General features: G+C 67.7%; 25 protein-coding genes. 10 read left to right on the top strand and 15 right to left on the bottom strand.

The window, feature by feature from the left end; all coding sequences use genetic code 11:
* Window positions 1–26: 26 nt before the first annotated feature.
* The 6 genes from prfB (at window position 27) to KBZ33_RS06130 (ending at window position 3830) form a co-directional block, all read left to right on the top strand.
* A protein-coding gene (gene prfB / locus KBZ33_RS06155; RefSeq protein WP_254951640.1) for a peptide chain release factor 2 occupies window positions 27–1152 on the top strand; the annotation gives its coding sequence in 2 pieces (ribosomal slippage) (window positions 27–101 and window positions 103–1152; 1125 coding nt in all).
* Window positions 1153–1172: 20 nt separating this feature from the next.
* The gene (locus KBZ33_RS06150) at window positions 1173–1361 is read left to right on the top strand and encodes a DUF3285 domain-containing protein (protein ID WP_254951583.1); all 189 of its coding nucleotides are present in this window, start codon (window positions 1173–1175) and stop codon (window positions 1359–1361) included.
* A gap of 8 nt (window positions 1362–1369) precedes the next feature.
* On the top strand, window positions 1370–1918 hold the full coding sequence (gene ybeY / locus KBZ33_RS06145; protein ID WP_254951584.1) for an rRNA maturation RNase YbeY: 549 nt from the start codon (window positions 1370–1372) through the stop codon (window positions 1916–1918).
* A 68-nt stretch (window positions 1919–1986) separates the two neighbouring features.
* On the top strand, window positions 1987–2448 hold the full coding sequence (locus KBZ33_RS06140; RefSeq protein ID WP_254951642.1) for a diacylglycerol kinase family protein: 462 nt from the start codon (window positions 1987–1989) through the stop codon (window positions 2446–2448).
* 9 nt (window positions 2449–2457) lie between these two features.
* Window positions 2458–3069: an aminodeoxychorismate/anthranilate synthase component II gene (locus KBZ33_RS06135; RefSeq protein WP_254951586.1), complete on the top strand. Its 612-nt coding sequence runs from the start codon at window positions 2458–2460 to the stop codon at window positions 3067–3069.
* 8 nt (window positions 3070–3077) lie between these two features.
* The gene (locus KBZ33_RS06130; RefSeq protein WP_254951588.1) at window positions 3078–3830 is read left to right on the top strand and encodes an MBL fold metallo-hydrolase; all 753 of its coding nucleotides are present in this window, start codon (window positions 3078–3080) and stop codon (window positions 3828–3830) included.
* Between the two features lie 18 nt (window positions 3831–3848).
* Here the strand turns inward: KBZ33_RS06130 and KBZ33_RS06125 are convergent, their stop codons facing one another.
* Window positions 3849–5003 carry a histidinol-phosphate transaminase gene (locus KBZ33_RS06125; protein WP_254951589.1) on the bottom strand — a complete coding sequence of 385 codons (1155 nt, stop codon included), beginning with the start codon at window positions 5001–5003 and terminating at the stop codon, window positions 3849–3851.
* A 76-nt stretch (window positions 5004–5079) separates the two neighbouring features.
* Here KBZ33_RS06125 and speG point away from each other — a divergent pair, with 76 nt between their 5' ends.
* Entirely contained in the window at window positions 5080–5628 is a 549-nt protein-coding gene (gene speG, locus KBZ33_RS06120; protein WP_254951590.1) for a spermidine N1-acetyltransferase, read from the top strand.
* Here the strand turns inward: speG and argS are convergent.
* The 4 genes from argS to KBZ33_RS06100 form a co-directional block, all read right to left on the bottom strand.
* On the bottom strand, window positions 5606–7411 hold the full coding sequence (gene argS / locus KBZ33_RS06115) for an arginine--tRNA ligase (protein ID WP_254951592.1): 1806 nt from the start codon (window positions 7409–7411) through the stop codon (window positions 5606–5608). The two genes, speG and argS, sit on opposite strands and share 23 nt — an antisense overlap.
* A gap of 61 nt (window positions 7412–7472) precedes the next feature.
* The gene (locus KBZ33_RS06110; RefSeq protein ID WP_254951594.1) at window positions 7473–7760 is read right to left on the bottom strand and encodes a hypothetical protein; all 288 of its coding nucleotides are present in this window, start codon (window positions 7758–7760) and stop codon (window positions 7473–7475) included.
* Entirely contained in the window at window positions 7757–7930 is a 174-nt protein-coding gene (locus KBZ33_RS06105) for a hypothetical protein (protein ID WP_254951596.1), read from the bottom strand. Before KBZ33_RS06105 ends, KBZ33_RS06110 begins: the two co-directional genes overlap by 4 nt.
* Window positions 7917–8117, bottom strand: coding sequence for a hypothetical protein (locus tag KBZ33_RS06100; RefSeq protein WP_254951598.1), 201 nt, complete (start codon window positions 8115–8117; stop codon window positions 7917–7919). Before KBZ33_RS06100 ends, KBZ33_RS06105 begins: the two co-directional genes overlap by 14 nt.
* 498 nt (window positions 8118–8615) lie before the next feature.
* On the opposite strand from KBZ33_RS06100, the gene KBZ33_RS06095 reads away from it, so the two are divergent.
* Both KBZ33_RS06095 and KBZ33_RS06090 read left to right on the top strand, forming a co-directional pair.
* Window positions 8616–9443, top strand: a complete 828-nt coding sequence (locus KBZ33_RS06095) for a hypothetical protein (protein ID WP_254951600.1) — start codon at window positions 8616–8618, stop codon at window positions 9441–9443.
* 329 nt (window positions 9444–9772) lie between these two features.
* Window positions 9773–10666, top strand: coding sequence for an HpsJ family protein (locus KBZ33_RS06090; RefSeq protein ID WP_254951602.1), 894 nt, complete (start codon window positions 9773–9775; stop codon window positions 10664–10666).
* Between the two features lie 192 nt (window positions 10667–10858).
* On the opposite strand, the gene grrM is transcribed toward KBZ33_RS06090, so the two are convergent.
* From grrM to mnmE, 8 genes are all read right to left on the bottom strand, one after another.
* Window positions 10859–12034, bottom strand: a complete 1176-nt coding sequence (gene grrM / locus KBZ33_RS06085; RefSeq protein WP_254951604.1) for a cyclophane-forming radical SAM/SPASM peptide maturase GrrM/OscB — start codon at window positions 12032–12034, stop codon at window positions 10859–10861.
* Complete coding sequence (gene grrA, locus KBZ33_RS06080) at window positions 12031–12420, bottom strand: GrrA/OscA1 family cyclophane-containing rSAM-modified RiPP (protein WP_254951606.1); 390 nt, start codon at window positions 12418–12420, stop codon at window positions 12031–12033. Before grrA (KBZ33_RS06080) ends, grrM begins: the two co-directional genes overlap by 4 nt.
* A gap of 73 nt (window positions 12421–12493) precedes the next feature.
* Window positions 12494–13456, bottom strand: coding sequence for an extracellular substrate binding-like orphan protein GrrP (grrP, locus tag KBZ33_RS06075; RefSeq protein ID WP_254951608.1), 963 nt, complete (start codon window positions 13454–13456; stop codon window positions 12494–12496).
* Window positions 13457–13548: 92 nt separating this feature from the next.
* Entirely contained in the window at window positions 13549–13947 is a 399-nt protein-coding gene (gene grrA / locus KBZ33_RS06070; protein WP_254951610.1) for a GrrA/OscA1 family cyclophane-containing rSAM-modified RiPP, read from the bottom strand.
* Between the two features lie 13 nt (window positions 13948–13960).
* Window positions 13961–14884 (bottom strand): extracellular substrate binding-like orphan protein GrrP, encoded by a 924-nt coding sequence (gene grrP, locus KBZ33_RS06065; RefSeq protein WP_254951611.1) that lies wholly within the window; start codon window positions 14882–14884, stop codon window positions 13961–13963.
* 203 nt (window positions 14885–15087) lie between these two features.
* A complete protein-coding gene (nadC, locus tag KBZ33_RS06060; RefSeq protein WP_254951613.1) occupies window positions 15088–15963 on the bottom strand; it encodes a carboxylating nicotinate-nucleotide diphosphorylase in 876 nt (291 codons plus the stop codon).
* Window positions 15963–16700 carry a DUF4079 domain-containing protein gene (locus tag KBZ33_RS06055; RefSeq protein WP_254951615.1) on the bottom strand — a complete coding sequence of 246 codons (738 nt, stop codon included), beginning with the start codon at window positions 16698–16700 and terminating at the stop codon, window positions 15963–15965. The genes nadC and KBZ33_RS06055 overlap by 1 nt, the downstream gene beginning before the upstream one ends.
* 89 nt (window positions 16701–16789) lie before the next feature.
* The gene (gene mnmE, locus KBZ33_RS06050) at window positions 16790–18208 is read right to left on the bottom strand and encodes a tRNA uridine-5-carboxymethylaminomethyl(34) synthesis GTPase MnmE (protein ID WP_254951617.1); all 1419 of its coding nucleotides are present in this window, start codon (window positions 18206–18208) and stop codon (window positions 16790–16792) included.
* On the opposite strand from mnmE, the gene KBZ33_RS06045 reads away from it, so the two are divergent.
* The gene (locus KBZ33_RS06045) at window positions 18207–18692 is read left to right on the top strand and encodes a DUF2062 domain-containing protein (protein WP_254951618.1); all 486 of its coding nucleotides are present in this window, start codon (window positions 18207–18209) and stop codon (window positions 18690–18692) included. The two genes, mnmE and KBZ33_RS06045, sit on opposite strands and share 2 nt — an antisense overlap.
* A gap of 15 nt (window positions 18693–18707) precedes the next feature.
* Here KBZ33_RS06045 and KBZ33_RS06040 read toward each other — a convergent pair whose 3' ends face one another.
* Together KBZ33_RS06040 and KBZ33_RS06035 are read right to left on the bottom strand one after the other, a co-directional pair.
* Entirely contained in the window at window positions 18708–18896 is a 189-nt protein-coding gene (locus KBZ33_RS06040; protein WP_254951620.1) for a hypothetical protein, read from the bottom strand.
* A 404-nt stretch (window positions 18897–19300) separates the two neighbouring features.
* Window positions 19301–19576: a hypothetical protein gene (locus tag KBZ33_RS06035; RefSeq protein ID WP_254951622.1), complete on the bottom strand. Its 276-nt coding sequence runs from the start codon at window positions 19574–19576 to the stop codon at window positions 19301–19303.
* Between the last annotated feature and the right edge of the window lie 277 nt (window positions 19577–19853).

The following is a 19853-nucleotide window of genomic DNA, read 5'->3' as shown; positions in this document are numbered from 1 at the left end:
TCGTGGCACAAGACTTGCTGGTTGCGGTGCTCGACCTCACCGATTTCAAGCGCGACCTCTCCGAACTCACCGACCGCCTGGGCCATGCCCAGGACTGTCTTTGACGTACCGGCTCTGAAGGCGCGTCAACGGGACCTCGAGCAGCTGGCCTCCCAGCCCGGCTTCTGGGACGACCAGGCGACGGCGCAGAAAAAGATGCGTCAGTTGGATGACGTCAAAGCCCAGCTGGAGCAACTCTCCGCCTGGCGGGCCAGCATCAATGACGGCCAGGCCACCCTTGAGCTCTACGACCTCGAACCCGACGACGAGTTGTTGGCGGAGTCGAACACCTCGCTGCAGTTGCTGCGCGCCGACCTCGACCGCTGGGAACTGGAGCGCCTGCTCAACGGCCCCTACGACAAGGAGGGCGCCGTGATCTCGATCAATGCGGGTGCCGGCGGCACCGACGCCCAGGACTGGGCCCTGATGCTGATGCGGATGTACACCCGCTGGGCCGAGGACCACGGCATGAAGGTGACCGTGGACGAGCTCTCCGAAGGGGAGGAGGCGGGCATCAAGAGCTGCACGATCGAGATCGACGGCCGCTACGCCTACGGCTACCTGCGCAACGAGAAGGGCACCCACCGCCTGGTGCGGATCTCGCCCTTCAACGCCAACGACAAGCGCCAGACCAGCTTCGCCGGGGTGGAGGTGATGCCGAAGCTCGACGAGGACGTCAAGCTCGACATCCCTGAGAAGGACCTGGAGGTCACCACCTCCCGCTCCGGCGGCGCCGGCGGTCAGAACGTCAACAAGGTGGAAACAGCGGTGCGCATCCTGCACGTCCCCACCGGCCTGGCGGTGCGCTGCACCCAGGAGCGCTCCCAGCTCCAGAACAAGGAGAAGGCCATGGCCCTGCTGATGGCCAAGCTGCTGGTGATCGCCCAGGAGCAACGGGCGGCGGAAATCGCCGACATCCGCGGCGACATCGTGGAGGCCGCCTGGGGCAACCAGATCCGCAACTACGTGTTCCACCCGTACCAGATGGTGAAGGACCTGCGCACCGCCCAGGAGACCACCGACGTGCAGGGGGTGATGAACGGCGATCTGGATCCCTTCATCCAGGCGCTGCTGCGCCAGGGTGTGGAGATCGCCGCCGACGCGGCCGCCTGATCCCCTGCTCCAGCCACCCGATGCCCGAATCCGCCACTTCCAGCGCCGCTGCCCCCGGCCAGGAGAACCCCAGCTTCGTGAAGCTGGCCATGCGCAACATGGTGCGCAAGGGACGCCAGAGCCTGCTCCACTTCGGCCTCACCGCCCTGGGGCTGAGCGGTTTCCTGTTGCTGATCGCCTGGCTGGGGAGGCCCAGCCTGCCCGGATGAGCACAGCGATGACAGACCCAGCGGCGGGGGCAACACCGGAGATTGATCTGGCCTTCAGCCTGGAGCCGGGGGCCGGGGCCGCCGCCATCGCCACCCCAGGCAGCCCCCTGGTGGATCCCGCCCTGGCCGAAACGCTCTGGGGCAACCACCTCGGAGCCTGGCTGGCCCAGCTGGGCCCGGAGCTGCCGGCCCAGCTGCGGGCGCCGGGCTACAGCCTGGGGCTGCAACTCTGCGACGACGCCACCATCGCAGGCCTCAACCAGACCTGGCGCCACCGCAGCGGCCCCACCGACGTGCTGGCCTTCGCCGCCCAGGAGGAGGCGCCGCCAGCCCTAGAGGGTTGCGGCGAGGCCTGGTTGGAGCTGGGCGACATCGTCATCTCCCTGGACACGGCCCAGCGGCAGGCCCACGATGCCGGCCACGGCTTGGCGGAGGAGTTGTTGTTTCTGGCCAGCCACGGGCTGCTGCATCTGCTGGGCTGGGACCACCCCGATGGGGCCAGCCTGGCGGCGATGCTGGAGCGGCAGACGGCGCTGCTGCGGGCGTCGCCGTCCTGACAAAGGCTGTTCGACGCGTCCAACGGCGGTAGTGTTGGCCTTGCCCCTCCAAAGGCGGTGCGATGCCAATGCTCGTTCCCGAGGAACAACCGCCGGCTCTGCGCGACGTGACCAGTGACGTTCAGCGGCGCGGCAGGCGCCTGCGGGTGGGGGCCTGGAAAGTGGCCGGCGACTTGCCGGCGAGCTTCCGCTATGCCGCCCAGGGTCTGGCCTACGGCTTCGCCAGCCAGCGCAACTTCCGTATCCACGTCTTCACCGGTGTTGTGGTGTTCGGCCTGGGGCTGTGGTTGCGGCTGGCCGCCGATCGCCTGGCCGTGCTGGTGCTGACGGTGGCGGCGGTGCTGGTGCTGGAGCTGCTCAACACCGCCACCGAGGCGGTGGTGGATCTGGCCATCGGCCGCCAGTTCCACCCCCTGGCCCGCATCGCCAAGGATTGCGCCGCCGCCGCCGTGCTCGTCGCCGCCCTCTCCTCGCTGCTGATTGCCCTGCTGCTGCTCGTGCCCCCCCTGCTGATCCGCCTCGGCGTCTAGACCATTCCCATGCTTCTGGTTCTCGACAACTACGACAGCTTCACCTTCAACCTGGTGCAGTACCTGGGTGAACTGGCCGCCGATCATCCCCTGGCCGCCGAGGTGCGGGTGGAGCGCAACGACGCCCTCGACCTGGAGCAGATCCGGGCGCTCGAGCCGGCGGCGATTCTCATCTCTCCTGGCCCCGGCGATCCTGACCAGGCCGGGGTCTGTCAGGAGGTGCTGCGGGAACTGGGGCCCACCGTGCCGGTGCTGGGGGTCTGCCTGGGGCACCAGTGCCTGGCCCAGGTGTTCGGGGGGCGGGTGGTGCGGGCCGGCGAGCTGATGCACGGCAAGACCTCACCGGTGCACCACCGGGGCGCGGGGGTGTTCGAAGGCCTGCCCGAACCCCTCACCGCCACCCGTTACCACAGCCTGATCGCCGAGCGCGACAGCCTGCCCGACTGCCTGGAGATCACCGCCTGGCTGGAGGACGGCACGATCATGGGATTGCAGCACCGCCACTATCGCCACCTGCAGGGGGTGCAGTTCCACCCGGAGAGCGTGCTCACCCAGGCCGGTCACCAACTGCTGGCCAATTTCCTGCGTCAGGCAGCCCACTGCTATTTTCGCGCCACATGACCAATTCCATGGTTCACCCCACCTGCAGGACCACCACCGGCGGCCTGCGCCTGGGGGTCAGTCTGGCCCTGGCAGCCGGACTGACCCTGCCGCTGCCGGCGATGGCCCAGAAGGGTGGCGGGGTCACGATCACCAGCCTGGGCCACAGCGCCCTGATGATCCAGGGGGGCGGTTCCCGGGTGCTGCTCAATCCCTTCCAGCCGGTGGGGTGTGCCGCCGGCCTGCCCGCGCCGAAGGTGAGCGCCGATGTGATCCTGGCCAGCAGCCTGCTGAAGGATGAGGGCGCACCGGTGGCCAGCGGCAAGTTCCTGGTCAAGCCGGGCTCCTACCGCCTGGCCGGGCTGCAGATTGAAGGCATCGCCGCCCCCCACGACCGGGTGGGAGGCCGCCGCTTCGGCAACGCGACCCTCTGGCGCTGGCGCCAGGGCGGCCTCGACATCGCCCACCTCGGCGGCACCGCCGGCCGCCTCAGCCCCGCCGATCGCGTGCTGCTGGGACGCCCGGACGTGCTGATCATCGGCGTCGGCGGCGGCGGCAAGGTCTACACAGGCCAGGAAGCGGCCGAAGTGGCGCGGGAGCTGCAGGCCCGCCGGGTGATTCCTGTGCAATACAACAGTGGCAAACCCCCGGCCGGCTGCGATCAGGGGTCAGTGGAGCCATTCCTGAAGGCGATGGCGGGTGCCACGGTCCGGCGCAGCGGCCCCTCGGTCAGCCTGGTGCCGCCGCTGGGGGATGGGGTGGTGGTCGAGGTGTTGCGCTGAGGCGTCCCAGTTGGGGCGTCAGTTCAGCCCATCGATCCGCCGGTAGGCCTCCCAGAACTGGCCCATCTGCTCCGTGCTGCCCAGGCTGACCCGTAGGGAGCCGTCGATCAGCGGCTTGCCGGCCATCGAGCGCACCAGAATGCCGGCCCGGCGCAGGTCAGCCTCCACCTCTGCTGCGGGGCGACGGGGCCAGAGCAGCAGGTAGTTGCCGCCGGCGGCGTGGTGGCGCACCCCCGCCTGCCGCAGCTGGCCCAGGAGCCAGTCGCGGGCGCGCAGCACCTCGGCCACATAGGCGTCCACGTAGGCCTGGTCGGCCAGGGCGGCCTGGGCCGCCGTCACCGCGAAGCTGTTGATGTCGTACGGGCCGCAGACCCGGCCCACCCGCTCCACCAGGGCGGGGGCACCGATGGCGAAGCCGATGCGCAGGCCCGCCAGGCCGGCCGTCTTGGCCAGGGAACGCAGCACCAGCAGGTTGGGAGCCGCGGCGAAGGGATCGCCATTCGCCCCAGCCGCCAGCAGCAGGGGCAGCACGCTGTCGCCAGTGAAGGCCTCGTAGAGCTCATCGACCACCACCAGGGTGTGCGGCGCCGCCGCCGCCAGCTCCAGGATCCGCTCGGGCGCCAGCCGGGTGCCGGTGGGGTTGTTGGGGTTGCAGAGCAGCAGGATCCTCGGGGCCGCCGCCGATCCAGCCGGTGCGAGGGCCGCGCGGATCTCCTCGAAGGGGAAGTCGAAATCGGGCAGGCGGTAGGGGATCGCCTCGATCGCCATGCCCTGCATGCGGGCGCAGGGGGCGTAGTAGCCGAAGGTGGGACTGGTGGTCAGCAGCAGGTCGCCAGGGGCACCGAAGGCATGGAAGATCGCATGGATGGCCCCGTCCACCCCGTTGAACAGACCGACGCAGGCCGGTGAGAGACCACGACCCCCGAGCGAGGCCACCACGGCCTCCCGCAGTCCGTCATATTCCGGGTAGATGGCGTAGTGCTCCGCAGGGATGGCGCGGATGGCCTCCACCACCTTCGGACTGGGGCCGATGGTGTTCTCGTTGAAATCGAGCCGCAGCAGGCCCCGGCGCCCCTCCAGGGGGGCGCTGTAGGCCGTGAGGGTTTCCACCTCGGGGCGGGCCAGGGGGCCTGGGGAAACGGCCGGGCTCTCGCCTGGGGTCGGGCTGCTCACGGAGCCGGAATCGGATCGCTACGGGAGCCATCCTGCAGCGCAGCCCTACCGTTTGATCACCTGCGCGAGGAATCCGGTGGCGAAAGCGGAGCTGGTCCTGCGGGCCCTGGAGCGAGGCGACCTGCGATTCATTCACGACCAGGTGAACAACAGGAGCGTCATGGCCTACTGGTTCGAAGAACCCTACGAGTCGTTCGACGAACTGGAAGAGCTCTACATGCGCCATATCCACGACAACGCCGAGCGTCGCTTTGTCGTCGAGAACAAGGACAAGGAATTGATCGGCTTGGTGGAACTGATCGAGATTGATTACATTCATCGTCGGGCTGAGTTTCAGATCATCGTGGCCCCTGCCCACCAGGGCAAAGGCTTTGCACGCTTCTGCATCCACAAGGCCCTCGACTACTCCTTCACGATCCTGAACCTGCACAAGATCTACCTTTCCGTCTCCGTCGACAACGCCAAGGCGCTGCACCTCTATGAACAATGCGGCTTTGTCGAAGAAGGTCACCTGGTGGGCGAGTTCTTCATCGAAGGCCAGTACCGCGACGTCAAACGCATGTACATCCTTCAGGAGGATTATCTGGCCAGATCACCCAGCCTCACATCCTCTCCAGAGTGGTGATGCCGAGCAGCCCCAGGCCCAGCTTGAGGGTGTCGGCGCTGAGGCGGCAGAGGGCCAGCCGCGATCCGCGGGCCGGTTCTTCGGCCTTGAGCACGGGCACCTGGTCGTAGAAGCGGTTGAACACCTGGGAGAGCTCAAACAGGTAGCTGCACAGCCGGTTGGGCAGCAGTTCCTGTTCCACCTCCAGGATCACCGCATCGAACTGCAGCAACTGGCGCACCAGCGCCCACTCCTGGGGTTCGCCGAACACCAGGGGGGCGGGGAAAGCGGCGCCGGCGGCATCGGCGCCGCCCTTGCGGGCAATCCCGGCGATCCGCACCACCGCATAGAGCAGATAGGGGGCGGTGTTGCCGCTGAGGGCCAGCATGCGATCGAAGCTGAACTGGTAGTTGGTGATTCGGTTGGTACTCAGGTCGGCGTACTTCACTGCCGCCAGGCCCACGGTGGTGGAGACCTCACGGATGAAGGCGGCGTCCTCGTGGCGCTCCTCTTCGACCAGGCGGCGGTGCAGATCGGCCTCGCAGCGCTCCACCGCCTCATCCAGCAGCTCCTTGAGCCGCACGGTGTCGCCGGAGCGAGTCTTGAGCTTCTTGCCGTCCTCCCCCTGCACCAGCCCGAAGGGCACATGCTCCAGGCAGCCGTCGTCGGGAATCCAGCCGGCGCGGCGGGCCACCTGGAACACCCCGGCGAAATGGCTGGCCTGGCCGGCGTCGGTCACATAGATCACCCGCCGGGCCCCATCACCATCGGGAGATGCGGCGAAGCGATAACGGATGGCCGCCAGGTCGGTGGTGGCGTAGTTGAAGCCGCCATCGCTCTTGCGCACGATCACCGGCGGCGCCTGGCTGGCCGCCCCGTCCTCCCCCTTGAGGAACACACACTGGGCGCCACCGTCGCTGACGAGCAGGCCCTCGACGGCCAGGTCGGCCACCACCGACTCCAGGTAGGGGTTGTAAAAAGACTCGCCGCGCTCCTCAAGACGGATGTCGAGGCGGTCGTAGAGGCGCTGGAATTCGCGGCGCGACTGATCGCAGAGCAGTTGCCAAGCCTTGCGGGACACCGGATCGCCGCTCTGCAGCTTCACCACCTCCTCGCGCGCCGTGGCCTGGAAAGCCTCATCGGCGTCGAAGCGGGCCTTGGCCTGGCGGTAGAAGGCCACCAGATCGCCCAGATCGACGGCGTCGGCGGTGTCGAGGGCCTCGGGGGCCTCCTGCTTGAGGTGGGTGATGAGCATGCCGAACTGGGTGCCCCAGTCGCCGACGTGATTGAGCCGCAGCACCGGATGGCCGCGGAACTCCAGCACCCGCGCCAGGGCGTCGCCGATGATCGTGGAGCGCAGATGGCCCACGTGCATCTCCTTGGCGATGTTGGGGCTTGAAAAGTCCACCACCACCGGGGCGCCGCCTGCGGCCACGGCCTCCACCCCCAGCCGGGGATCGGCCAGGCAGCGCGCCACCTCGGCGGCCAGCAGCTCGGGCTTGAGGGTGAGGTTGATGAAGCCCGGGCCAGCGATCTCAGGCGGCAGGCACAGGGCCGCAAAGGCCGGGTCGGCCTCCAGCTGGGCCACGATCGCGGCGGCAATGGCACGGGGGGCCAGCTTCAGGGGCCGGGCCAGGGCCAGGGCGCCATTGGCCTGGAAATCACCGAACTCCGGTTTCGAGGCCGGCCCCAGCTGGGGATCCAGTGGCGCGCCAGCCTCTCGGGCGGCGGCCGCCGCCTCGGGGAACGCCCTCTCCACTGCCCCCACCAACAGGGTGTTCAGGGCTTGGGAAAGGCGCAGCATGGAACGAAACCGATGCAATGGCGGGCGTGGCCGTGATCATCCTCCCCGGTGGAGCGAGGGGTCACAGACCCTCGTTGAGCTCCTGCACCCGGCGATGCCAATCGGCGCCGTCAGGGGTTGCGCCGTTGATGACGCGAACGATGGGCACGAAGCAGCGCTCGATGCCGGTATGAAAGCTCTGCAGGCGCAGGGCGACCGCGTCCACCCAGAGGGGCGGGAGGGGGTCCTGCTCCATGGACCGTTCGATGTCCCGCAAGCTCTCCACCAGCGTGTCCAGCTTCGAGCGCTCCACACGGAGGTCGAGCAGAAGATCATCCAGCTTCTGCCTGGAAGGACCGTCGGATGTCACAGCAGGCGCTGGCCGCGTTCCCGTATCCGCTGCTGCCAGTGGGGCGGCAGGCTTTCCAGGCGCACCAGGTCAACGGGGATGTTGCCAGCGGTGAATTCCGCTTCCGCCATGGGCTCAAGCAGATCCAGCTTTGGCAAGCCATCCACGGCGAGGTCGCTATCGGAAGCCATGCCGAACCTCCCGTCGATGGTCGAACACGAACAGCCACACGCCATCGATCGCCGGCCAGCGGCGTTGCAGGGCCTCGGCGCAGCGGCTGGCCGCCGGCAAGGCCCTCAGCAGAAGACTCACGCAAGCCTCACGCTCCCGGACCTGGCGCTCCTGCCAGTGGCGACGATGGGGGTCGGACACCCTCATCCGATCAATTCAGGTGAAAGGGGGCTGGCTCCTGGATGCGTCCTGAGGGTGGAATCACCGATGGTCGTGGAGCGCACGTGTCTCTCCTTGGCGGTGTTGGGGCTGGAGACATCCACCATCACCGGGGCGGCGATCTGCGGCGGCAGACATGACGCGTCGGCCGACCTGTGGGGGACTTGAGAGCTCCCTTGCGCCGGGCAGACGGGAGGAGAGAGCCGGCACCCGAAGGGCCGTTTGCTGCAGACCTGCTGCAGGATCACCCATCGGACATGGCCATTCCCTGACCCCGGCCCACGACGGCTCAGGCCCATCGCCACGAGAGTACCAACCCCGTAGCCAGCAAATACCCTGCTCCCGCAACGGCTTTCAGGAACCGAACCGGCGAGGACCGAAGCCGGCACAGGCCGGGATTCAGCCGCCTACGCGAACAACTATGACCAACCTGAAAATCAGCACAGGAAAGGTGGTGCACTCTTCACTTATCCTACTGCTTTCACCATGGGCCCACTCACCACGCGTTCAGCAACCCGTGTGGTTGCCAGGTCCGTCGGCACCGTGTCTGCAGCTGGGATCCTGAGCCTCCTAGCAGCTTTTCCCGCCTTAGCCGTCGACGACCCCTTCTTCACGCTTCATTTTGAGTCCACCTCCGCCAGCAGTACGAATGGGGGTATCAATGGAATCCTTGGCGAAGCCACTTACACCTTTCTTTCGGGCACGCCCGGAAAGATGGTTCTTAGTCTGAACAATCTCTCGACAACGAGCTCCAAGCTTGTTAGCACTGGCTTCAATCTACCCACCAACCCTCCAACCGTCTCCGATATTAGCTATGTCAGCGACAGCTTTGTAGCGTCAGACCCAAAATGGAATATAGTAACTAACGGCATGCTAGATAATACAACATTCGACATCTGTGCGTCAATTAACCCTCCGAGTGACTGTGACGCTAGTGGATCTCCCGCTGACGGCTTGGCGAACGGCGATTCCACTACAGTAGGAACATTCACTTTTAGTAGCACTAATGATCCTTTGACCACCGCCACCCAATACCGCGATGCCTTCGTGGCGTTGTTCAACGACACCGGTGCGCCAGATGGTACTCCGTCCGCGGGCCAATTCCCTGGTAACTTCTTTATGCGGTGGAAGGATATTCCGATTGGAGAAGGAAGCGATAAAGTATGGGCAACAAGCATCAGAACCGGGGGTGGCGTCCCTCAAACCCCTGGGGATGAAGTGCCTGGCCCACTTCCCCTGCTCGGCGCCGCAGCCGCTTTTGGTTACAGCCGGAAACTGCGCCGCCGCATGAAAGTCCAATCCGTGATTGGTTGATTGTCACATCACTCAGCTGCTACCCTCAGTTAATTAGTGATTGATTCATGAGCCTGTTCATATTGAGCAGGCTTTTTGCATTCTGCCTCAACAATGCGACGGACATCCTATTGATGACAGACTGGTTATGACCATTTAGGCCCAGGCTGGCTTGTACCTCCAGTGCCTAACTCAGCCTGACTTCGACCAGGCTTTATCTGAATAAGCTTCATACCATGGCTGGCCAAAGACATGTCAGAATAAATGGCGAAGACAAGGATTAAGCACGTCTGATTCAGACATCAAGAGTTCACATTTTCAGAGCCTGACTTACCGCCATACTCTCAACAATGACTACGACCCCACAAATCAGAAGTCTTGAGGAGGCGATTTTCGCCGACCGTCTGGCGGTGGTCGCCATGGCTCTGTTTGCGGTCTATCTGATCTCGGTTCTGGCGTTCATCCTGCCGCCAAAGTTGCTCGATCCACTCTGGCAACTCAGCAGCATCAAGATCGCCGTGGAAGCTGCACCCATTCCACTGCTCGGTCTGGCTCTGTTGCATCTAGCTGCTTACCTCTACCCGGCCAATCTCCGGCTTCAGAGGCGACGGGATGCTTTGGCTCGGCTGGCCATCCTGGCCAGCCTCGGATTTCTGCTGATCGTTCCCTTGCAGGGCCATGTCGTCTGGACGTCCTATCTCCGTTCCAATTCCGTCGCAAGCCAGCAGCAGGCCAGCGCCACCGAACGAGGAAATGCTGTTCGTCAGGCCATCACGCAGGCCACCAGTACCGAAGATCTTCAGAAACGCCTTCTCGCGTTGCAGCGTCCTGATCTGCGCATCACCCTCGATCCCGAGCGATTCCCCGCCATTCCCCTGCCGCAACTGAAACGGCAACTTCTTTCCCGAGTGGATCAGGCGGAAGGCCAGTTCAAGGCGAGGGTCGCACCCATCGACCCTGCCACGGGCGAACGGATCACCCGGGAGAGCTTGCGGGTCATGATCTCTTCCATGGCCTTCGCCATCGCCTTCGCCACGCTGGCCCAGAGAAAAAACAGCATCGTGCCATTCCTGGTTGAAGTGCCTGACCTGCTAGGCCGCCTCTGGGCGTCTCTCCGGCCTCGGCGGGCTGGAACTGGCCAGGCCAGGCCTGGGATGCCGTTCCAGAAGTCGGCCTCCAAGCGCGAAGAGGAGTTCTTTGAATCCTTGGCCCCTCCGGAGAAAGAAGAACCCCCAGCCCATTGACCAGCAGGAGGGGGGAGCGGGGTTGACGAGGACCAACAAGGCCTCCCCCTCCTCCATCCCCCTTGGCTCACCCTTTCTGGAGTCAGGAATGGCGCGGGATGCGGCGCTGCGAGATCGCCTAGGGCAGGCCGCCGGGAGGCCGTTACAAACTTTATTGGGGACATGAACATCCGTAGGGATGTCGGGTGAGGATCAGGACGCCAGACCCAGCGCTTCCTCCAGGCCGGCAAGCACCACATCGGCCGTCAGCTTGATCCGGTAGCGGCAGGCCTGGGTTTCGGTGCAGGCGAGGGTGCCGTGCTCCCAGTACTTGTTGCTGCCGGCGCCTCCCCCACACAGACCGAAGTAGGCACACTCGGCGCGACAGCGGTCGGTGCCGGCGCGCATGTCCGCCAGGATGCGCCGAAACTTGGGGCTGGCGGCGATCGACACCAGGCTGTCGCTCTGCACATGGCCCAGCACGAAATCGCCGTAGGTGTCTGTCTGCACCGAGAGCAACTCGGGATCGAAGGTGGAAATCGCCCCACGGGCATCCACATTGACGATCGCAAAGGGGTTGTTCATGTCGGTGCACTCCAGGCGGGCATCGGCCTGGGCCAGGCTGCAGATGCCTTCAAACTCCCGCACCCGCATCCGCTCAGGCTGCTCCTGCCACAGCCCCCAGAACCGCTGCAGAAACTGGCGATAGGCCGCCTCAGCATGGGGACGGCTGAGGGTGGAGACCCGGTTCTCCCCCTCGGTCTCCTCCATGTTGAAGGCCACGTCGGTGATGCCGTGCTCGACGAAGAAGGCAAACAGCTCATCGGCGTGGCCGAGGGATTCCTCCGTGATCACGGCGATCACCTGGAAGGGGATGCCGCGGCGGCGCAGATGCTCGATGCCGCGGACGGTGGCGGCATGGGTCCCCAGGCCGGTGCGGGTGCGGCGGTGGAGATCGTGGAGGAAGGCCGGCCCGTCCATGCTCACGCCCACAGAGATGCCGTTGCGCTCGAAGCAGTCGCACCAGGCCGCGTTGATCAGCGTGGCGTTGGTCTGCACCGACTGGTGGATCGCCAGGGGCTCCCCCTGCCAGCGCTCCAGCGCCCGCCGCACGCAGGCGCTGGCCGCGTCGTAGAAGGCGATCGGCACGGTGAGCGGTTCACCGGCATGCCACAGCAGGGTGAAGTCGCCACCCACATACGGGCTCTCCAGCACCCGGTCCAGGGCCGCCTCCAGCAGCTCCAGCGGTAACCGGTGCCGGTCGTCGCGGTTGGGCAGGTAGCAGTAGTCGCAGTCGAGATTGCAGTAAGGCGTGGGCTGGACCACCAGCAGCTGCAACGGCCCGAAGCCTTCAGGGTTTCCGGGCGGCGGGGTACCGATGGCGATCACCAGAAGTTGCGGAAACCACCGTTCCGGAAGCCACCGTTGCCCCAACCGCCGTTGCGGAAGCCGCCGTTGCCCCAACCGCCGTTGCGGAAGCCCCCGTTGCCCCAGCCGCCGTTGCGGAAACCGCCGTTGCCCCAGCCGAAGCGGGGGCCGCCCCCGTTCACGAAGATGTAGGCAAGGCGGCCATCGGGGGCTTTGGCCCGGCCCTCGGCTGGCTCCTGACCGGACGGCTCCTGCCCCATGGCCTCGGAGATGCGCCGCAGGCGGGCATCGATCGACCCGGGCGCGGCCTCCAGCTGGGACGAGGCCTGGGCCAAGGCGCCGGCGGGGGCCAGGGCCGCCAACAGGAGCAGGAAACTGAACAAACCGGCACGGGGGTGGTTCGTCATCGGAGGGCTACCAGGGAGGGAAGGGGGAGCGGGACGGAGCGGTCAGGCCGCTGCAGGGCGGAGGGCCGCGCGCTCATCGGGGCGCCACCGGTGCAGGGGCCCCCAGGTGGAACCCTTCACGGGTCAGCAGCACGGATTCGAAGAGGGCGCGGACGCGCTCGGTGGGAACCACCAGAACACCCGTGGGGCCGACCCAGGGGGCGATGCTGGCCACGGCCTCGGGGCGGCCCTCCAGGTAGCCCTGGAGGAGGCCCGCGATGGCCAGGTTGACCACGTTCAGCAGCCTGGAGTTGTTCTCCGGCACGATGCAGCCGACGCCATAGCTCACGTAGGGCTGCTCAGGCACCAGGCGCACGCCCGACAGTCGGCGCTGGTGCCGCAGACCCGCCAGCACGTTGGCATCGCCCAGCACGCCCGTCACCTTGTTCTGCTCCAGGCCCGTAACCGCCAGGGCCAGGGTGGGGAAGCTGACCGCCCTGGCGTTGGGCTGGAGGGAACCAAGCAGCCCGGCCCCAAGGGACCCCTCCACCACAGCGATCGATTGACCGGCGAGGGAGGCCGGGGAACCATCAAGGCTGCCGCGGCGGGTGAGCAGCCTCAGGCCGGAAAGACCGATCGGGAGGGAAAAGTCGACCAGCTTCTCGTTCTCCCAGCTGAACGGCACGCCACAGGCCAGGCCGGCCTTGCCGCTGGAGACAGCCCCCACCGTGACGGTGGTGTTGTCCACGGGGGCGAAGCGGATCCGGACGTTGTTGCCCAGTTCCGCCTTGAGCTGGCGGTCGATGCGACGGGCCAGTTCGATGGCGTAACCCTCCGGTTCCCCGTTCGGCCCGATCATGACCAAGGGCGGGCTGTCGGCGGGGCCGACCATCAGTACCTCGCCGGACTTGGCCGCCTGCTCCAGCACGGCGTCGGCGGCGCTGGCTGGTGTCGCGGCCCCCAGGGACCAGAGGCAGGCCAGGGCTCCCAGGGCCAGGAGCCTGCTGCTGCGGGATCGGACGGAACCGGAGGCAACCGGCGCAGCAGGAAAATCCATGGGCAGAGCTGTGCACGTGCTGCACCTTAAGGGCGGTTTCAGGGCTTGCCCACGGCAGCGTTGGGGCATGAAACGCCCTGGCCTGGCGGGACCTACCAGTTCCGGAACGCCCCACCGCGCATGCCGCCCCCATTCACGAAGCCGCCCCCGCCCCTGGCATTGACGAAACCGCCGCCCCCGTTGCGGAAGCCGCCGCCGCCGCCGTAGTAGGGGTGCCCATTGACGAAGCCGCCCCGGGCCGCGTTGGCGAAGCCGCCCCGGCCGCCGTTGGCGAAGCCATAGGCCAGCCGCTGGTCGCCGGGGGAGGCGCCATCCGCCCCGCTCCCGTCACCCTGGGCGCGGAACGCTGCGCTGATGCGCTGCAACCGTTGCTCGATGGAGGGTGTGCTGGCCGGGGAGAGCAGCAGGGCCGCCTGGCCGGCGGCCGGAGCGGTCAAGGCCGCCAAAGCCAGGGAGAAACCGAGCAGGGCCGCGCGGGAGGTGATGGACATGGGGCGGCACTCCTTAACGGGCAGGTGAGGTGGGGACGACAGGCGATGGGCTCGTGGCCGACAGGGGCCTGACCCGTTCGTAGTTGAGCAGAACGGACTGGAAATAGGCCTTGATCACGTCGGGGGGCAACGCCAGGACTCCCTTCGGACCCAGCCAGCGGTTGACGCTGGCCACGGCAGCCGGCTCATCGTCGAGGTAGCCCTGCACCAGCCGGGCGATGGCCAGGTTGACCAGGTTGCGGAAGGTGGAGTTGTCTTCCGGAAGAATGCAACCCACCGCAAAGCGGGAGAAGGCCTCCGCGGGCACCAGGCCGTAACCCTTGCCGCCAAAGCTCTGAACAGCACCGGCGAGCAGCAGGGAATCGCCCCCCACGCCATCCACCTGGCCGGCCAGCAACGCCCGCACCGCCGGCTCGATTCCGGCGAAGGGCACCCGCACCGCCGTCGGCTGCACGGCCGCGATGGTGGCACTGCCCAGGGAGTCCTTCACCACGCCGATCCGCTTGCCCGCCATCGAGGCCGCCGAGCCATCGAGCCCCCCCTCCCGGGTGAGCACGCGAATCCCGGAGAGGGCGAAGGGCATCGAGAAGTCGACGAACATCTCCCGCTCCCAGGTGAACTGAACCCCACAGGCCAGATCCACATCACCGCGGCTCACGTCACGGAACACCGCCAGCGGATCCGCGTTGACGGTGTAGACGATCTTCACCGGCCGGTTGAGATAGGTGGAGACCTCTGCCTCGATCAACCGGGCCACATCGAGGCTGTAGCCCACCAGCGTCTTGCTGGCATCGCGGTAGGCGAAGGGCACCATGTCGGTGGGGCCGGCCATGGTGATCTCGCCGGTGCGCGCCGCCTGCTCGAGCACCGATTCGGCCCTGGCTGGCGTGGGGCTGCCCAGCGCCGCCACCAGCGCCAGCAGCAGGGAGGGTCCCACCACGCCGCACCGCCTGGCTCGGGCGGCGACCCCGATCGGGACGGCCTTCGCCGGAGCTGCTGGGTGCGGAAGGGCTGGATGCGGCACGGGTCGCTGCGGCACGCGGGTCGGCTCGGGGGTCATCCCCGCCCACTCTGGCAACCGATCGGTGGCGGAGCCAGCGCTGCCGGGGGACTCAGGCGATTCTTCACCAAGGCCCCGGCTCAGGCCAGCAGGGGGTCGAAGCGCATGCTCAGATCCAGCCACGGGCTGCGGGTGACCGGGGCGCTGGTGGAGATCAGATCGATGCCGGTGGCGGCGTAGGCCGCCAGCTGCTCGGGCCGCACCCCGGAGGCCTCCAGCAGCACCGCCGGCGCCAGGGCCCGCAGCTGGGGCACCAGGGCCGCCAGCGCCGCGGGGGTGAAGTCGTCGAGCAGCACCGCATCAGCACCGGCCTGCACCGCCGCCATCGCCTCGGCCGGGGTTTCCGCCTCCACAATCAGCCGCGCCGGCCAGGGGGCCGCGGCCCGCACCGCCGCGATGGCCGGCGCCACGCCCCCCGACCAGGCCAGGTGGTTCTCCTTGAGCATGGCGGCATCGTCGAGGCCGAGGCGGTGGTTGCAGCCGCCGCCGCAGCGCACGGCGTACTTCTCCAGCACCCGCAGGCCGGGGGTGGTCTTGCGAGTGTCGGCCAGGCGCACGCCGGTGCCCGCCAGCACCTGCACCAGGGCGGCGGTGGCGGTGGCGATGCCCGACAGACGCATGGCCAGGTTGAGGGCCGTGCGCTCCGCCGCCACCAGGGCGGCCGCCGGCCCCTCCAGCGCCAGCAGCCGCTGGCCGGCAACCACCGGCTCCCCATCGGCCACCAGCAGCCGCACCGATGTCTGGGGATCCAACAACGCCAGCAGCGGCCCCACCAGCACCCCGCCGCAGAACACCCCATCGGCGCGGGTGACCCAGTGGGCCCGGCCAGGGCGGCCGATCAGGGCCGGGGCGGTGAGATCGCCGCGGCCGATGTCCTCGTCCAGCCAGCCGCGCAACTGGGCCTCCAGGGCAGGGGTGAAGGGCAGCACCGGCACAGCGGCAGTAGCAGGCGACATCAGCTGCCGGCAGGAGCGGCGGCGGGGGCCGGCGCCTCAGGCGGGGCAAAGGGCGGACAGACCCGCTTCACCGAATCGCAGGCAAAGATGGTGGGCTTCTGCCAGGCCAGGGGAATCTCCAGCAGGTCGCGGCTGCCGGTGATCCCCTGCGCCACGAACAGCACCGCCGCCAGGATCGAGGCGCTGAGATGCAGCCGGCGCCAGCGCAGATCCCTGAGGATCTCCGGGCGGGCGGCCAGCGAAAAGATCATCAGCCCCACCACGGCCACCCCGGCCCAGTAATGGGACTGCCAGAACGCGGGGCTCAGCGGGTTGTCACTGAGGCGCCACACCTCCGGCTGGGCCCCGAGGCCGAGAACGCCCGCCCAGGTGAGCAGGGCGAAGACGAGCCGGTAGCCCTTGGCCTTCACCCGCCAGAGGGCCAGCAATGACACCAGCGTGCCCCCCAGCACCAGCAGCAGCTGCAGGGCACGGCCGGGGCCGCCCGTGAAGCCCTCCGGCGGCTGCTTGGTGACGATCACCACCGTGAGCGCCACCAGCACCAGCAGCACCACCCCCGCCGACAGCCACTGGCCCAGGTCGGCGTGGTCGCGGCCGGTGGTGGGGGGCAGCTTCGCCTTGTCGACACGGCGCTGGCGGGCCTGGACCCCGAGCCGCACCACCATGCCGATCAGGGGGTAGATCAGCACCACCGCCAGGGCGGGGTGCAGGATCCAGAGCCAGTCGATGGTTTGCATCCGCCCGCTGGAGTCCGTTCGTCAAAGCATTGACGCACGAGGACAAGCAGTCAACCGGGGTGAGTGTTTCGTGATGCCGGCGCCGCCGGCTATTTGCCGATGCAGAAGCGGGAAAAGATCCGCTCCAGCACCGCCTCGCTCACCTCCTCGCCGGTGATCGCCCCCAGGCCGGCGATGGCGCCGCGCAGGTCGATGGTCCAGAAATCCCAGGGCAGGCCCTGGTCGGCCGCCTCCAGCGACCGCTCCAGGCTGGTGGCCGCCGCCGCCGCCAGCTCCCGCTGCCGGCCGTTGAGGGCCACCTGCAGCCCCTGGAGCTCGCTGGCGCCGCAGAGGCCCAGCAGGGCCGCCACCAGTCCGTCGCGACCCGCGCCGGTGAGGGCGCTGATGGCCACGACGGGGGCTTCCGGCGGTGCCGACGGGACGCCGGCCGGAGCGGCCCCCGGCGGCAGAGCATCGCGCTTGTTGCCCACCAGCAGCAGGGGTACCCCCTCGGGCACCAGGGCCCTCAGCTCCTGATCAGCGGCCGTCCAGCCAGCCACCAGATCGAAGAGCAGCAGCACCGCATCGGCCCCGGCCAGGGCCTGGCGGCTGCGGGCGATGCCCAGCTGCTCCACCCGGTCTTCGGTTGGGCGGATCCCGGCGGTGTCGAGCAGGGTGAGGGGCACCCCATCGAGCACCAGGTCGCTTTCCAGCAGGTCGCGGGTGGTGCCGGGGAGGTCGGTGACGATGGCCCGCTCGCGGCGGCTGAGCAGGTTGAGCAGGCTCGACTTGCCGACGTTGGGCCGGCCGACGATGGCCACCCGCAGGCCCTCGCGCAGCAGCTCCCCCTGGCGGGAGTCGGCCACCAGCTGCTCCAGCTCGCCCCGCACCGCCAGCAGCTCGGCCCGTACCGACGCACCATCGAGCGGGGGCAGATCCTCCTCGAAGTCGACCCGGGCCTCCAGCTCGGCCAGCTGGTCGAGCAGGCGCTCCCGCAGGCCGGTGATGCGCCGCTGCAGACCGCCGTCGATGCCGGCCATGGCCAGCTCAGCCGCCCGCCGGCTGCGGGCGGCGATCATCTCGGCGATGGCCTCGGCGCGGGTGAGGTCGAGGCGGCCATTAAGGAAGGCCCGCTGGCTGAACTCGCCGGCCCCGGCCAGGCGGGCGCCGGCGGCCAGCACCAGCTCCAGCACCCGCCGCACCGCGACCAGCCCGCCGTGGCAGTGCAGCTCCACCACGTCCTCGCGGGTGAAGCTGCGCGGGGCCCGCATCAGCAGCACCAGGGCCTCATCGACGCGCTCACCGCTTTCGGGAACTACCACGTGGCCGTAGAGCACCCGGTGACTTTCCCAGGCCTGGGCGCCGGGGGCCAGAAACAGACGCCGGCCGATCGCCTCGGCCGCCGGGCCCGAGAGGCGCACGATCGCCACGCTGCCGGCCCCGGCGGCGACGGCGGTGGCGATGGCGGCGATGGTGTCGCCATTAGGGTTCGCGCCAATCGGGAGCTCTGCCCGCGTCACTGGTCCCATGGCAGCGTTTCGCCCCCAGTCTCCGTCCCTGCCGCTGGCCCTGAAGGGAGTGAGAAGGAAGCTGCGGCAAGCGATCGAATGGCTCTGGCGCCAGGAGGGCAGCCACGGCCAGCGGGCCCGGGGCCTGGCGGCCGGGGTGTTCATGGGCTGCTTTCCGATCTTCGGCTTCCAGACCCTGCTGGGGGTGGCCCTGGCCAGCCTGGTGCGGGGCAACCACCTGCTCGCCGCCGCCGGCACCTGGATCAGCAACCCGATCACCTACCTGCCGCTTTATTGGTTCAACTACCAGCTGGGCAGCCTGCTGCTGGGCCCCGGCAAGGGCTGGCCGGGCGGCCTGGTGCTGCGCCACGACAGCCTGCGCCAACTGGGCTGGGACTTCACCGCCCGCCTGCTGCTGGGCTCGACCGTGGTGGGCACGGTGCTGGCTCCGCTCAGCGGCCTGCTGTGCCTGCGGTGGCTGCAGCGCCGTCAGCGGACCTCCTGAGGGAGGCGGACATCCTCAGGATTCGGCCAGCCCCGGAAACACCATCAGATCGATGTGGCCACCGGCGGGCTGGCGCCATTCGCGGAATTCCGCCGCCAGGGCGCGGTGCTCATGGCTCAGGGCCTGCGCCTCGAGATCCTGCAGACGCTGGTGCACCAGATCGAGCGTGTTGTCGATGAGCTGGGCCGCCTGTTCGGAGGTCATGGCATCGCTGCGATGGAGAAAGCCTGAGCTTCGCGGTGTTGTAGAGGACGCCGCCCTGCTGGGCTGTAGCCCCTGACACGGGCCGTCTCCCCCGTCGGCGGACCCGCACCGATCACCGGCCGAATCCTGGAAAGGCAGCTGCATGGAACAGGCGGCAGCAGGCCCCGTGGGCGGGGGCAACAACACACCGTGTCCCACCCCCGGGAAGGTGGTCAGACAAGCCGTCTTCAAGCCCTTGGCCACCGCCCTTCGTGGACGCACGACCTCTATGGCGGCCATGGGCAGCCTCAGGATGGCGGCCTTTTCATCCAAAAGGGACACCAGGAGGGTGGCTTCCCCTGTGGATCGCTGGCCAGCCGAGAACCAGCCAGCCAGCCAGCCAGGCATGGCATCGCCATTGCCGATCAACAACGTGAGAACCAGTTACAGCTGGGCGTGCCGTAGACGATGGAGTCGTAACGCCCATTGGCGGTGCGGATGACCACACAGTTGTTGGTCCTGGCTTCACGCCAATAGCCATAAACTGCATTACCAGAAGGATCGGCTTTCAAAAAGCGAAAACCCCGTTGCTTGATCATGGCTTCCGCCTGACTGGCCCTGGAGCCGACAAGATCACCCAAGCTCATGAGAGGTGTACCGACATCAGGACCCTTGCTTGGCTTGGTGGTTCCGCTGTTCATCCCGCTCGACAAGCTCCCCGTACTGGGCTTCCAATAAACGTAACTGTTCAGGGGGGGAGAAAGCTCCGGGGCAGTTCCGCTCTTGACAGACCTCTGAAAACAGCTTGGATCTCAGGCAGAGACTGCCCGAGATGCATCCACCACCTGCCGGCATTTCTGAGAGTGACTGGGAGGCGACACCGCCAACCGTGAGAGCACTGGTGGGCCAACTGATTACCCAGCTGGAAACACTTTCCGCCCGTGTCACCCAGCTGGAAGAGCAGATGGGCCGCAGCTC

The organism is Cyanobium sp. Cruz-8D1 (assembly GCF_024345975.1).
Taxonomy (GTDB): Bacteria; Cyanobacteriota; Cyanobacteriia; order PCC-6307; family Cyanobiaceae; genus Cyanobium.
Note: the sequence above shows the minus strand (reverse complement) of the source record. Positions and strands in the feature narration are given on the sequence as shown.